Source organism: Mesorhizobium sp. M0174 (genome assembly GCF_040322275.1).
GTDB lineage: Bacteria > Pseudomonadota > Alphaproteobacteria > Rhizobiales > Rhizobiaceae > Mesorhizobium.
On the sequence record NZ_JAMYTB010000007.1, the window covers coordinates 289851 to 303381 of the forward strand.

The following is a 13531-nucleotide window of genomic DNA, read 5'->3' on the forward strand; positions in this document are numbered from 1 at the left end:
AGACGCCTATTCTTCCGCCTCCTCCGCCTCGCCTGCGGCCGGCGCCACCAGCAGCACAGCGGCGCCTAGGAGCGCGGCGATGAAGGAGCCGGCGAGGATGCCGACCTTGACCGCGTCCTGCAGGGCGGCGTCGCTGGCGAAGGCGAGCAGGCCGATGAACAGGCTCATGGTGAAACCGATGCCACAGAGCAGCGAAATGCCGACCATGTGCAGCCAGCCGGCATTGACCGGCAGATCGGCGAAGCCAAGCCGGATGGCAAGCGCGGAAGACCCGAACACGCCGACCAGCTTGCCCAAGACGAGGCCGGCGGCGACGCCGAGCGTCAGCGGCTCGGCCAGGGCGGCAGCGCTGAGACCGGCGAGCGAGACGCCGGCGTTGGCAAAGCCGAAAGTCGGGATGACGAAAAAGGCGACGACTTTGTGCAGGCCGTGTTCGAGCCGGTGCAGCGGCGAATGGTCGAGATCATGGCCGCTGCCCGGCGATATCTTCAGCGGTATGGTGAGGGCCAGCGCGACGCCGGCGAGCGTCGCATGGACGCCCGATTTGAGCACCAAAACCCACAGAACGATGCCGAGCAAAATGTACGGCAGCAGCGTCAGCACCCGCATGCGGTTGAGCACCACCAGCAGCGCGATCACGGCGAAGGCGGCGCCGAGATAGGCGAGCGAGAGGCCGCTGGTATAGAACACCGCGATGATGAGCACCGCGCCGAGATCGTCGATGATGGCAAGCGCCGTGAGGAATATCTTCAGCGAACCCGGGACGCGGCTGCCGAGCAGCGACAGCACGCCGAGCGCAAAGGCGATATCGGTGGCGGTTGGGATCGCCCAGCCGGACAGAGCGGCTGGATTGTTGCGGTTGATGGCGACGTAGACCAGTGCCGGCGCTGCCATGCCGCCGGCGGCGGCGATGCCGGGCAGCACGCGGCGCGGCCAGGTCGACAGCTGGCCGTCAAGCATTTCGCGCTTGATCTCGAGACCGACCAGCAGGAAGAACACCGCCATCAGGCCGTCATTGATCCAGTGCGAGACGCTGAGCGGTCCGAGATAGGCATGGAGGGCGGAGAAATAAGCCTCGCCCAGCGGCGAATTGGCGACGATCAGGGCCAAGGCCGCCGCAGCCATCAGGATGAGGCCGCCGGCCGCCTCGCTGTCGAGGAATTCGCGCAGCATGGAGACCAGCCGCTTTTCGTCCTGCATGTCGCCTCCGTCGTATCAGCGGCAAGGTCCGACACCGCCAAGCGATGATGCGCAAACAGCGCTGGCCGGGCAAGCCTGTAATGAGAGCCCTTTAGCGCGGCGCGCGCTTGGCGAGGATGCGTTGCAGCGTGCGGCGATGCATGTTCAGGCGGCGTGCGGTTTCCGAGACGTTGCGGTCGCACATTTCGTAGACGCGCTGGATGTGTTCCCAGCGCACGCGATCGGCCGACATTGGATTTTCTGGCGGCGCTGCGCGTTCGCCCGCGGTGCGGGTCAGGGCGGCAAAAATATCATCGGCATCGGCCGGCTTCGACAGATAGTCGATGGCGCCGAGCTTTACCGCCGTCACCGCGGTGGCGATGTTGCCATAGCCTGTAAGGATTATGGCGCGAGCATCGTCGCGCTTCTCGCGAATGGCAGCGACGACGTCGAGGCCGTTGCCGTCGGCCAGCCGCATGTCGACCACCGCATAGGCCGGCGGATTGGCGCGCGCCTTGGCAACCGCCTCCTCGACGCTCTCCGCCGTCTCGACCACGAAACCCCTGGTTTCCATGGCGCGGGCAAGCCGCGTCAGGAACGGCTTGTCGTCGTCCACGATCAGCAACGAGGTGTCCTCGCCTTCGACCATTGCGCCAATCGTTTCGTCAGTACTCATCGTGCTGAAAATCCTGCTGCCTGATTTTTACGCAAATATAGTTTCGCAACGCTATTGTCCAATTTAGGCCGTGTCGAACATGGTGGCCGAAGCCTGCTCGGGATTAAGGAAGACGCTGCGCGGCCACGATATCTGCACGATAGCGCCCTCGCCGGGCTCGCTCGAATTGCGGAAATCGAGCGTCGCGCCGGAGCGTTCGAGCAAGGTCTTGGCGATGAATAGGCCGAGGCCGAGGCCGCCGCCGGCTTCGGTGCCCTGGCGGGTCGACATATAGGGTTCGCCGATACGGTCGATGATCTCCGGTGGAAAGCCCGGCCCGTCGTCGATGATCGAGAAGCTGACGGCGGCCTCGTTCCACCTCCAGCGTATGGTGACGTTCTTGCGGGCGAAGTCGACGGCGTTCTCGACCAAATTGCCGAGGCCGTAAATGACGCCCGGATTGCGCCGGCCCACCGGTTCCGGGCCGATGCGCTCGCCCGGCCGAAGCTTGATCGAAATGCCGAAATCGCGGTGCGGTGCCGTCACTTCCTCGACCAGCGAGGTCAGCGGCAGGCGCGAGAGGTGCACTTCGCTCTCGGAGGAAAGGCTGGTCAGGCGCTTCAGGATTTCGCGGCAGCGCTCGCTCTGCGAACGCAGCAGCTTCACGTCCTCGCCGTATTTCGGATCTTCGCCAAGCGCCTTCTCCATCTCCTTGGCGACAAGCGTGATGGTGGCGAGCGGCGTGCCGAGTTCGTGCGCGGCGGCCGCGGCGAGGCCGTCGAGGGCCGAGAGATGCTGTTCTCGCTGAAGCACCAATTCCGTGGCGGCAAGCGCGTTGGCAAGCAGCCGCGCCTCCTCTGCCACCCGGAAGGCATAGATCGCGGTAAAGGCGATGGAGCAGAACACCGCCATCCACATGCCGGCGACATAGATGAAGGGCATCGCCAATGGCGCCCCCTCATGCCAGGGCAGCGGCAGGTGGTAGAAGACCAGCAGCGTCGCCGCCACGATCACCAGCGCGCCGAGCAGAGCCGTCAATCGCAGCGGCAGCGACGTCGCCGAGACGACGACGGGCACGGTCATCAGCAGCGAAAACGGATTGGTAAGGCCGCCGGTCATGTAGAGCAGGCCGGCAAGCTGCAGGCTATCGAAGGTCAGGATGGCAAAGGCCGAGAACGGGGTAAGCCGATGCGCCGCCGGATAGCGGAAGGTCAGCAACAGGTTCATCCAGGCCGAACAGGCGATCAGCGCAAAACACATGCTGACCGGCAGCGGAAATTTCAGCCCGTAGGCGACGACAAGCACAGTCAGGCTCTGGCCGACAATGGCAAGCCAGCGCAGCCTGATCAGCGTGTTGAGGCGCAGCCGCTGGCTTTGCTGGAAGTCGGGCGCGTGCAGAATGTTTATCATGGCGGGATTATAGAGGGGAAACCGCTGGAGGTCTTTCCGAAAACCGGGACCACCTTCCGCTGACGCGGACCTTCGGGTTGTGATCATGGTCCGGGAAGCATCAGGTACCGCGCGGCTTCGCGCGGCTGGTGGCGGCGGCGAGAAGCGGGTTCTCCGGCCAGACATGCCTGGGATAGCGGCCACGCATCTCTGCCCGCACATCGGCCCAGGAGCCGCGCCAGAAGCCGGGCAGGTCGCGCGTCGTCTGGATCGGCCGGTGCGCCGGCGACAGCAATTCGAGGGTCAGCGGCACAGTGCCGTTGGCGATCGCCGGATGCCGGTCGAGGCCGAACAGTTCCTGCACGCGCGCCGCCAGCACCGGCCATTCGCCGTCATAGCGGATCGGTAGCCGGCTGCCCGACGGCGCGTCGAAATGGGTCGGCGCCAATGTGTCGATCTTGCGCTGCAATTCGTGCGGCACCAGCGTCATCAGGCCTTGCGAAAGCACGCTAGGATCAATCGCCGTAAAGGCTGTGGCACCGGAAAGGAATGGCAGCAGCCAGTCGTCGAGGCGCTCGACGAGCGCGGCATCGGAGACATCGGGCCATGGCGCGCCGAGGCCGCGATGCAGCCAGCCGAGCCGCTGCCGCAACGTCTCCGCCTCCCTGGTCCACGGCAACAGGGACAGACCGTGTTCGCGCAAGGCGTCGAGGATGGCGCGATCCGCGTCGGCACCGGTCGGCGCCGGCAGCATGCGTTCGGACAACGTGATGGCCCCGAGGCGAACCGTTTCGCGCACCCGCACCGCGCGCCTGTCGCGGTCGAAGCTGACCTCGCGGCGCGTCTCGATCCTTTCCGCCAGCGCGGCACGGATATCGGTCTCATCGATGGCTGCCGCCGCGGTGATGCGGGCGTTCTGCGCCTTGCCCTGCAGGTCGGCGACGACGAGCCAGGTCTCGCCGGCCAGCGGATCGGAGGCGTCGAGCATGGCGCCCGAGCCGTTGGCAAGCACGAAGCGGCCACGCTCGCCGCGCGCCCTGGCTACCCGATCCGGCCAGGCATGGATGAGGAGCGAGCCGGCGGTGCTGCCCTCCCCCTTGAGGGGAGGGTTGATCCGCGTAGCGGATCGGGGCGGGGTCGGTTCGGGCACGCCATCGGCGACCCCGCCCCGTCTCCCTCGTCTCGCTGCGCTCGGTTCGTTCGCCGACCCTCCCCTCGAGGGGAAGGATGAAGCCTGCTTTGCCAACCTCTCGGCCAGTTGCCGGGCAGCGGTGGCACGCTGCGATCTTTCGGCGTGAAAGCGCATCAGCCGCCGTTCGAGATCGGCACCCTCGCCGCCAAGGCCACGCTCGGTCAATAGCACGGCGAGCATCGCCGCCTCGAGCCCCTGTCCGGTCCTTGCCGCCTCGGCGACCATGTGGGCGAGCCGCACCGGTAACGCCAGCCTGCGCATCGCGGCACCGGCATCCGTCAGGCGTCCTGCCGCATCGACCGCATCGAGCGCACGCAGCAGCGCCCTCGCCTCGGTGAGCGCCGCAGCCGGCGGGGGATCGAGGAAGGACAGGCTGGTCGGATCGGCGACGCCGAACGCGGCGCAATCGAGCAACAGGCCGGAAAGATCGGCCTCGAGGATTTCCGGCGGCGTGAAGGCCGGCAGTGCCGCCGTCTGCTCGGCCCGCCACAACCGGATGGCGACGCCGGGCTGCGTGCGCCCGGCACGGCCGGCGCGCTGGTCGGCGGAAGCGCGCGAAGCACGCACCGTCTCCAGCCGCGTCAGGCCGCTCGCCGGCTCATAGCGCGGCAGCCGCGACAGGCCGGAATCGATGACGACGCGCACGCCGTCGATGGTGATGGAGGTTTCGGCGATCGACGTCGCCAGCACCACCTTGCGGCGGCCGGGCGGCGCAGGCTTGATCGCCGCGTCCTGCGTCTTGTTGTCGAGCATGCCGTAGAGCGGCACGATATCGGTGTCGGCGCCGACCTTGCCGGCCAACCGCTCCGCGGTGCGCTCGATCTCGCGCTGGCCGGGCAGGAAAGCGAGCACGCTGCCCTCCTCCCCGGCAAGCGCCGAGCGGATCGCCCTGGCCATCGCGTCCTCGATGGCGATGCCGGCCGGCCGCTCGTCATAGCGGATGTCGACCGGGAAGGCGCGGCCTGCGCTCTCGATCACCGGCGCGCCGGACAGCAATTTTGCGACACGCGCGCCATCGAGCGTCGCCGACATCACCAGCAATCTGAGGTCGGGCCTCAGCGCACTTTGCACGTCGAGCGCCAGCGCCAGCCCGAAATCGCCGTCGAGCGAGCGTTCGTGGAACTCGTCGAACAACACCGCCGCGACACCGGGCAGCTCGGGATTGTCGAGGATCATGCGGGACAGCACGCCTTCGGTGACGACGAGAATCCTGGTCTTCGCGGACGTGCGGTTTTTCATGCGCATGGCATAGCCGACGGTTTCGCCGGGCTCTTGGCCAAGCAATTCGGCCATGCGGCGGGCGGCAGCGCGGGCGGCGAGGCGGCGCGGCTCGAGCAGAATGATTTTTCCGGCGCCTAGCCATTCAGCGTCGAGCAGCGCCAGTGGAACCAAAGTCGTCTTGCCGGCGCCGGGCGGCGCCACCAGCACGGCGCTGTTACCATGGCTCAGCGCTTCATCGAGCGCCGGCAAGACAGCGGAGACCGGCAGGTCCGGCAAGAGTTTTGTGGTCATTGTGCTAATGCTGTGCAGCCAGTTGGCGCCGATCGCATATCAGCGGTGACGGTCGCGGCGCAACCTCGGCGCCGATTCAAAGCCTGGTCCGCGAAAACGGGTTCCAGCGCACCGTGCCGAGCCGCACCTCCTCGCGCACCATCGTCAGCAGGCCGGAACCGCCGACCACGGCGAGCCCGACCAGCGACAGAAAATCCGGATATTCCCTGAAGAACAACGCACCTAGAAGCACCGCCCAGACGATCTGCGAATAATGCGTCGGCGCGATACGGTTGGCCGGTGCGTATTTGACCGCCAGCAGATGCAGCAGCTGGCCGCCGGCGGTGAAGGCGCCGGCCAGCACCAGCCAGGCCCATTGCCTGCCATCCGGCAGCGAGAACGAGGTGGCCGCCGTACCGACGCCGTTGAAGAACAGGCCGTAGCCGATCAGCACGCCGAGCATCGTCGTGCGCTTTTCCTGAGCGGCGAGCGAACGCATCAGGATGACATTGGTGGCGGCTAGGAAAGCGATGATGAACGCCGCCAGATGACCAAGATGCAACTCGCGAAAACCAGGCCTGACGACCAGCATGACCCCGGCAAAGCCAGCGACGACCGCAAGCCACCGCCAGGGGCCGACCTTCTCCTTGAGGACCAGCGTGGCCAGGATGGTGACGAACAGCGGCGCCAGGAAGATCAGCGCATAGACTTCCGCCAGCGGGATGGTGGTGAAGGCATAGACGCTGAGCACGCCCGACGCGATGCCGGCCAAGGCGCGGGCCTGTACCGCCCAGGGCCGGGTCGTGCGCCAGAAATCGCGCCAGCGCTCGCCTGGCGGCCTGGCAAAGAGCAGAAAGCAGCCGGCAAACAATGTCGAGAAGAAGCCGATCTCGAAGACGTTGAACTGCCCGCCCAGGCTTTTGACAACGGCGTCGCTGCACGAATAGCTTGCATAGGCGATGAGAGCGAGCAGAATTCCGTTGGGCACGTTTTTCCGTTTCCGGGAGAGATGAGAGTGAAGATATTGGCGCTTGGCGCGCATCCGGACGACATCGAGATCTTCATGTTCGGTACGATGGCGGCCTATGCCGCGCAAGGCGCAGAACTCTTTTTTGCCATAGCCACGGATGGCACCAGGGGCGGCTATGGCGATCCGGCCGCGCTTGCCCGCACGCGCCGCAAGGAGGCGACCGCGGCGGCCGGTCTGCTTGGCGTGACGCCGCGCTTCCTCGACTTTCCCGATGGCGCACTGGTGGCGGACGCCGCCCTGATCGGAGCGCTGAAAGCGCTGATCGGCGAGATAGGGCCGGATCTGGCGATCACCCATGCGCCGAACGACTATCATGGCGACCACCGCGCGCTGTCGGATGGCATGCGCATCGCCGCATCATTCTCGGTGCCGGTGCTGCATGCCGACACGTTCGGCGGCACCGGGTTTTCGCCAACGCATTACGTCGATACCTCCGGGCATTTCGATCTCAAGGCGGAGGCGATCCGGGCGCACCAGTCGCAGGATCCCGAGCGTTTCGTCGACGCGGCGCGCACGCAGAACGCCTTCCGCGCCGGCCAGTGCAACGGCCTAGCCGGATCATTCGCCGAGGCCTTCCGCTTCGAGCCGGTCTTCCCCTTCGCCGATATCCGCGCGCTGCTGCCGCCGGCCCCAGTGATCCGACCGGTGACGGTCAGCAACAAGACGGTGACCTAGGCAGGCCGCCGCAACTTCTCACGTTGGTTCCTATCCAGCATGCTGCGGTGCAGCAACGAATTCGCTTGCGTTGTTTAGTAAAAATTGCATCACTAAACAAATTACTAAACATCCGGGCGTTGCCGCCACTGTGTTTAGGCCCCGGAGGAGAGGGGTTTAGCGGGCTTTTGAAACCGTCATCCGGACGCGTTTCGCAAATGGGAGGAAGGCATGAAATCGACCTTTAAATTGGCGTTGGGTCTGGCCTCGGCACTCGTTGCGTCGACAGCCGTTTCGAACGTCGCGCAGGCAGAAGATCTGACGCTTTGCTGGGCAGCCTGGGACCCGGCCAACGCGCTTGTGGAATTATCCAAGGACTTCACCAAGGAAACCGGCATCGGCATGAAATTCGAATTCGTGCCGTGGACCAACTATGCCGACCGCTTTCTCAATGAGCTGAATTCGCACGGCAAGCTGTGCGACTTGATCATAGGCGACAGCCAGTGGATCGGCGGCGCCGCCGAGAACGGCCATTACGTCAAGCTGAACGACTTCTTCGACAAGGAGAAGATCAGCATGGACGATTTCGTGCCGGCGACCGTGGTCGGCTATTCGGAATGGCCGAAGAACTCGCCAAATTACTGGGCGCTGCCGGCCATGGGCGACGTCGTCGGCTGGACCTACCGCAAGGACTGGTTCTCCAGGCCGGAGCTGCAGAAGGAATTCAAGGAAAAGTATGGCTGGGATCTCGGCCCGCCGACGACCTTCGACCAGCTGAAGCAGATCGCCGAATTCTTCCAGAAACGCGAGATCGACGGCAAAACCGTCTATGGCGCGTCGATCTATACCGAGCGCGGCTCGGAAGGCATCACCATGGGCGCCATGGACGTACTCTACAGCTTCGGCTTCCAGTACGAAAACCCGAAAAAGCCCTACGAGATGGAAGGCTTCGTCAACTCCGATAAATCGGTGAAGGGCCTGGAGTTCTACAAGGCGCTCTATGACTGCTGCACGCCTCCCGGCGCCTCGAACAGCTACATGGGCGAAGGCGTCGATGCCTTCAAATCCGGCCAGGTGGCGATGCACATGAACTTCGCCTTCACCTGGCCAGGCCTGCAGAAGGACGAGAATGTCGGCGGCGACAAGATAGGCTATTTCGTCAATCCCAAAGGTCCGGACGGCGACCAGTTCGCCCAGCTCGGCGGCCAGGGCATCTCGGTGGTCTCCTATTCCGACAAGCAGGAAGCCGCGCTCAAATACATCAAATGGTTCGCCAACAAGGACGTGCAGTCCAAATGGTGGTCGCTCGGCGGCTATTCCTGCCTCAACGCGGTCGTCAAGGACCCGGCCTTCCCGGCCAGCCAGCCCTACGCGCAGACCTTCCTCGACTCGATGGCCATCGTGAAGGACTTCTGGGCCGAGCCGAGCTATGCCCCGCTGTTGCAGGCCTCGCAGAAGCGCTTCCACGACTATGTCGTTGCCGGGCAAGGCTCGGCCAAGGATGCGCTCGACGGCCTCGTCAAGGACTGGACCGAGGTCTTCCAGGACGATGGCAAGATGTAACCGGGGCAAGATGTAACCGGCTCCTCCCGAGCCCATGACCGAACCGTCCCGTGCCGCCCTTGGCACGGGACACAGTTCAGATAAATTCCATTGTCGAGACGATCCAAGTGACCGAAGCAGGACTGACCATGCTCAATCGGACTGCGGACAGCGTTGCCCGGGCTACGCCCGAGCCGTTGGCCCGCAAGGTCCGGGGCATCAGCGACAAGGGCCTCGCCTGGCTGTTCATTTCGCCGACGATCCTGTTGCTTCTAGCCATCAACATCTTCCCGCTGTTCTGGGCGATCTATCTGTCCTTCACCAATTTTCGCGCCAATCGTCCCAATGAGGTGGTGAAGAACCTTGGGCTCGCGAACTACAAACGCATTCTCGCCGACCAGGACATCTGGATCGCCATGCAGACGACGGCGCATTTCGTGTTCTGGACCATCCTGCTGCAGACGCTGATCGGCTTTACGCTGGCCTGGCTGATCGACCGCAAGTTCCGCGGGCACGCCTTCTGGACGACCATCATCCTGGTGCCGATGATGCTGTCGCCGGCGGTGGTCGGCAATTTCTGGCGCTTTCTCTATGAGCCGCAGATCGGGCTGTTCGCCTACGCCGTCTCGTTCGTCACCGGCATTCCGGCAACGCAGATCAGCATGCTCTCCAACGTGTCGCTGGCGCCATGGTCGATCATCATCGTCGACACCTGGATGTGGACGCCTTACGTGATGCTGATCTGCCTCGCCGGCCTGCGCTCGATCCCCGAATACATCTACGAAGCGGCCGAGGTCGACCGCGCCTCCAACTGGCGGCAGTTCTGGTCGATCACGCTGCCGATGGCGCTGCCCTTCATCATGCTGGCGGTGCTGTTCCGCGGCATCGAGAACTTCAAGATGTTCGACATGGTCAATTTGCTCACTGGCGGCGGGCCAGGATCGACCACCGAAGTGGCCTCGATCACGCTAAAGCGGCAGGCCTTCGAAAGCTGGCGGACGGGCTATTCCTCGGCCTTCGCCATCATCCTGTTCGTCGCGGTGTTCGGGCTGGCCAACATTTACGTCAAGGCGCTGAACAAGGTGAAGCAGAGATGAGCCTGACGTCAGCCCATTCCGTTGTCGCACCCTCGGCCACGTCGAAGCGCGTCGCCGGCACGATCATCGTTGCCTACGCGCTGATCTCGATCGTGCCGCTGCTGTGGATCTTCGCCACCAGCTTCAAGACGCCGCCGGATTCGATCGCCTATCCGCCGAAGATCCTGTTCCAGCCGAGCCTCGAGGGCTACTGCAATTTGTTCTCGACCCGGACTCGGCAAACCCCGGAATACATCAACTCGCTGGGACCGGCGACCGGGGTCTGCGACGAGACGGTGCGCAAGCGCAACATGGTGATCGCCGGCCCGTCGAACTTCATGCCGCGCTTCGTCAACTCGCTGATCATCGCCTTCGGCTCGACGTTTTGCGCGGTGTTCCTCGGCACGCTGTCGGCCTATGGTTTTTCGCGCTTCAAGGTGCCGCTCGCCGACGACCTGCTGTTCTTCATCCTGTCGACGCGGATGATGCCGCCGATCGCCGTCGCCATCCCGATCTACCTGATGTATCGGGAGCTCGGCCTGTCGGACACCGCGCTCGGCATGATCCTACTCTACACGGCGGTCAACGTGTCGCTGGCAGTCTGGCTGCTGAAAGGCTTCATCGACGAGATCCCGCGCGAATATGAAGAAGCGGCGATGATCGACGGCTACACCAGGCTGCAGGCGTTCTGGCGCACGGTGCTGCCGCAGGCGACCACCGGTATTGCCGCAACCGCCATCTTCTGCCTGATCTTTGCCTGGAACGAATATGCCTTCGCTGCGCTGCTGACCTCGGGCACGGCGCAGACCGCGCCGCCCTTCATTCCGACCATCATCGGCGAAGGCGGTCAGGACTGGCCGGCGGTCGCGGCCGGCACGACGATCTTTCTGGTGCCGATCCTGGTCTTCACCATCCTGCTTCGCAAGCAATTGCTGCGCGGCATCACCTTTGGCGCGGTGCGTAAATGAGCATGACCGCAAAACGCAAATCGCGCTGGCCCGTCTGGGCCAGGCGCGGGCTGATGGAAAACGTCGCCACCGCGATCATCGCCATCGGCTTCCTGATGCTGTTTCAGCCCTTCGCACTGGTGCTCTACACCTATTCCTTCATCACCATGCTTGCGGGCACGGCGATGTTCATCATCGTCTCGAAATTTCCGGAGTAGACGATGGCCGAGATCAGGGTCGAACATCTGAGGAAGGCATTCGGCGATTTCGTCGCCGTGCAGGATTCCAACTTCGTCGTCGAGGACGGCGAATTCTTCGTCATGCTGGGGCCGTCCGGCTGCGGCAAGACGACGACGTTGCGCATGATCGCCGGGCTCGAACTGCCAACCGGCGGCAAGATCCTGCTTGGCGGCGAGGACGTCACCATGCGGCGTGCCCGCGAGCGCGACATCGCCTTCGTCTTCCAGCTGTTCGCGCTCTATCCGCACATGAATGTGCGGAAGAACATCGGCTTTCCACTGCTGGCGCAAGGCGTGCCAGGCGCTGAAATCCGGAGCCGAGTGGAGGAGACGGCGAAGCTTTTGCGGATCGACCATCTGCTCAACAAATCGGTCTCCGGGCTTGCCGGCGGCGATCGCCAGCGCGTGGCGCTCGGCCGCGCCATCGTACGGCGGCCAAAATGCTTCCTGATGGATGAGCCGCTCGGCACGCTCGACACCGAATTCCGCGACCTGATGGTCCATGAATTGCGAGAACTGCACAACCGCATTCACGCCACCACCGTCTATGTCACGCATGACCAGATGGAAGCGATGTCGATGGCCGACAAGATCGCGGTGATGAACCACGGCGTCATCGAACAGTTCGGCACGCCGCGCGAGATCTACGACCGGCCGGCGACGATGTTCGTCGCCGACTTCATCGGCTCGCCGCCGATGAATTTCCTCGGCTTCGGCGGCGGGCTTTCAAAGGGCGCCAGGGAAATTGTTGTGCAAGGCGCGAAGGTGGCCGTGCCGGAGATCCGCGAGGACGTCGCGCCGGCCGAGATGGCGCTTGGCATCCGACCGGAGCACATCCGCTTCGATGACGCTTCGAAGCTGCGCGGTGCTATTTACGGCACGGAATATCTCGGCACCACTCAGATCGTCGCGGTGGAGACAGCGGACGGCATCATCAAGGCCAGGGTGCCGGCCGAAATCCGGCTCAATCCGGGCGATCATGTGGGCCTGGCGCTGAACAGCGCGCGGCTGTCGCTGTTCGCAAAAGGATCCGGGCGTGCGGTGCGCACCGAAATCCATGACTCGGCCTCCCAGGGGAGAGCACATCATGGCTGACGTTCACATCAAAAGCGTGACCAAGGCTTTTGGCGAGCATGTCGCCGTCGACAATCTCGACCTGCATATCGCCGACGGGGAATTCGTCGTGCTGCTCGGGCCGACCGGCGCCGGCAAGACGACGACGCTCAGGCTGATCGCCGGGTTGGAGCGTCCGGAAGCGGGCTCGATCCATATTGCCGGCCACGACACGACGACGCTGTCGCCGGCCGAGCGCGACACCGCTTTCGTATTCCAGCAATATTCGCTCTATCCGCATCTGTCGGTTTACGACAACCTCGCCTTTCCGCTGCGCTCGCCAGCACGGAAAATGCCGGAGGATCAGATCCGCCGCCGCGTCGAGGACGTGGCCAAGATGGTGCGCATCCACCACAAGCTGAATAATCGCTCGACCAAACTCTCTGGCGGCGAGATGCAGCGCGTCGCCATCGGCCGCGCCTTGGTGCGCAAGCCGTCGATCTACCTGATGGACGAGCCGCTGTCGTCGCTCGACGCCAAGCTGCGCGCCGATCTCAGGCTAGAGCTGAAGCGCATCCAGGCGGAACTCGGCGCCACAATGCTCTACGTCACGCACGACCAGATCGAAGCGATGACCATGGCCGACCGCATCGGCATTCTCGCCGACGGCGTGCTGGTGCAGATCGGTTCCCCGCGCGCGATCTATTCTGAGCCGGCAAACCTACACGTCGCCGCACGGCTCGGCCAACCGGCAATCAATTTGTTGCCGGTCGGACTGCTGCCGGATGGCGGCGCGCCGGCGGGAACAAAGACGATCGGTGCTCGCACCGAACATCTTTCGATCGAGAAGGCGGCGAACGGCCATGCCGACGGCGTCGTCGATTGGGTCGAGCATCTCGGCGACCAGAACCATCTGCATGTGACGGTGGGGACCAGGAAGCTGGTGACGCTAACCGACCCCGACACCGACCTGGCTCAGGGCGACAAGATCATGATCCGCTATCGCTCGCCGCTGTATTTCGGCCCCGATGGGCGACGGCTGATGTGAGCGCTGCGCGAGTGTTTTCCTGGCACCTTTCAACCG

General features: G+C 64.2%; 12 protein-coding genes. 7 read left to right on the forward strand and 5 right to left on the reverse strand.

The window, feature by feature from the left end; all coding sequences use genetic code 11:
• Positions 1 to 6 precede the first annotated feature (6 nt).
• From nhaA to NKJ13_RS17365, 5 genes are all read right to left on the reverse strand, one after another.
• Positions 7 to 1200, reverse strand: a complete 1194-nt coding sequence (gene nhaA, locus NKJ13_RS17345) for a Na+/H+ antiporter NhaA (protein ID WP_352506957.1) — start codon at positions 1198 to 1200, stop codon at positions 7 to 9.
• Between the two features lie 91 nt (positions 1201 to 1291).
• A complete protein-coding gene (locus NKJ13_RS17350) occupies positions 1292 to 1855 on the reverse strand; it encodes an ActR/PrrA/RegA family redox response regulator transcription factor (RefSeq protein WP_023676342.1) in 564 nt (187 codons plus the stop codon).
• Between the two features lie 63 nt (positions 1856 to 1918).
• Complete coding sequence (locus NKJ13_RS17355; protein WP_352506958.1) at positions 1919 to 3244, reverse strand: ActS/PrrB/RegB family redox-sensitive histidine kinase; 1326 nt, start codon at positions 3242 to 3244, stop codon at positions 1919 to 1921.
• A gap of 100 nt (positions 3245 to 3344) precedes the next feature.
• A complete protein-coding gene (gene hrpB, locus NKJ13_RS17360; RefSeq protein WP_352777912.1) occupies positions 3345 to 5927 on the reverse strand; it encodes an ATP-dependent helicase HrpB in 2583 nt (860 codons plus the stop codon).
• A 76-nt stretch (positions 5928 to 6003) separates the two neighbouring features.
• Complete coding sequence (locus tag NKJ13_RS17365; RefSeq protein WP_352777913.1) at positions 6004 to 6894, reverse strand: DMT family transporter; 891 nt, start codon at positions 6892 to 6894, stop codon at positions 6004 to 6006.
• A gap of 27 nt (positions 6895 to 6921) precedes the next feature.
• Between NKJ13_RS17365 and NKJ13_RS17370 the strand changes: the two genes are divergently transcribed.
• From NKJ13_RS17370 to NKJ13_RS17400, 7 genes are all read left to right on the forward strand, one after another.
• Positions 6922 to 7611, forward strand: coding sequence for a PIG-L deacetylase family protein (locus NKJ13_RS17370; RefSeq protein WP_352506962.1), 690 nt, complete (start codon positions 6922 to 6924; stop codon positions 7609 to 7611).
• Positions 7612 to 7821: 210 nt separating this feature from the next.
• Positions 7822 to 9153 (forward strand): ABC transporter substrate-binding protein, encoded by a 1332-nt coding sequence (locus NKJ13_RS17375; protein ID WP_352777915.1) that lies wholly within the window; start codon positions 7822 to 7824, stop codon positions 9151 to 9153.
• 128 nt (positions 9154 to 9281) lie between these two features.
• The gene (locus NKJ13_RS17380) at positions 9282 to 10229 is read left to right on the forward strand and encodes a carbohydrate ABC transporter permease (RefSeq protein ID WP_302893612.1); all 948 of its coding nucleotides are present in this window, start codon (positions 9282 to 9284) and stop codon (positions 10227 to 10229) included.
• The gene (locus tag NKJ13_RS17385) at positions 10226 to 11176 is read left to right on the forward strand and encodes a carbohydrate ABC transporter permease (protein WP_254816115.1); all 951 of its coding nucleotides are present in this window, start codon (positions 10226 to 10228) and stop codon (positions 11174 to 11176) included. Before NKJ13_RS17380 ends, NKJ13_RS17385 begins: the two co-directional genes overlap by 4 nt.
• Positions 11173 to 11373 carry a hypothetical protein gene (locus NKJ13_RS17390; protein ID WP_023676334.1) on the forward strand — a complete coding sequence of 67 codons (201 nt, stop codon included), beginning with the start codon at positions 11173 to 11175 and terminating at the stop codon, positions 11371 to 11373. Before NKJ13_RS17385 ends, NKJ13_RS17390 begins: the two co-directional genes overlap by 4 nt.
• A gap of 3 nt (positions 11374 to 11376) precedes the next feature.
• Positions 11377 to 12489, forward strand: coding sequence for an ABC transporter ATP-binding protein (locus NKJ13_RS17395; RefSeq protein ID WP_352738639.1), 1113 nt, complete (start codon positions 11377 to 11379; stop codon positions 12487 to 12489).
• Positions 12482 to 13495 (forward strand): ABC transporter ATP-binding protein, encoded by a 1014-nt coding sequence (locus NKJ13_RS17400; RefSeq protein ID WP_352448469.1) that lies wholly within the window; start codon positions 12482 to 12484, stop codon positions 13493 to 13495. The genes NKJ13_RS17395 and NKJ13_RS17400 overlap by 8 nt, the downstream gene beginning before the upstream one ends.
• Positions 13496 to 13531 lie beyond the last annotated feature (36 nt).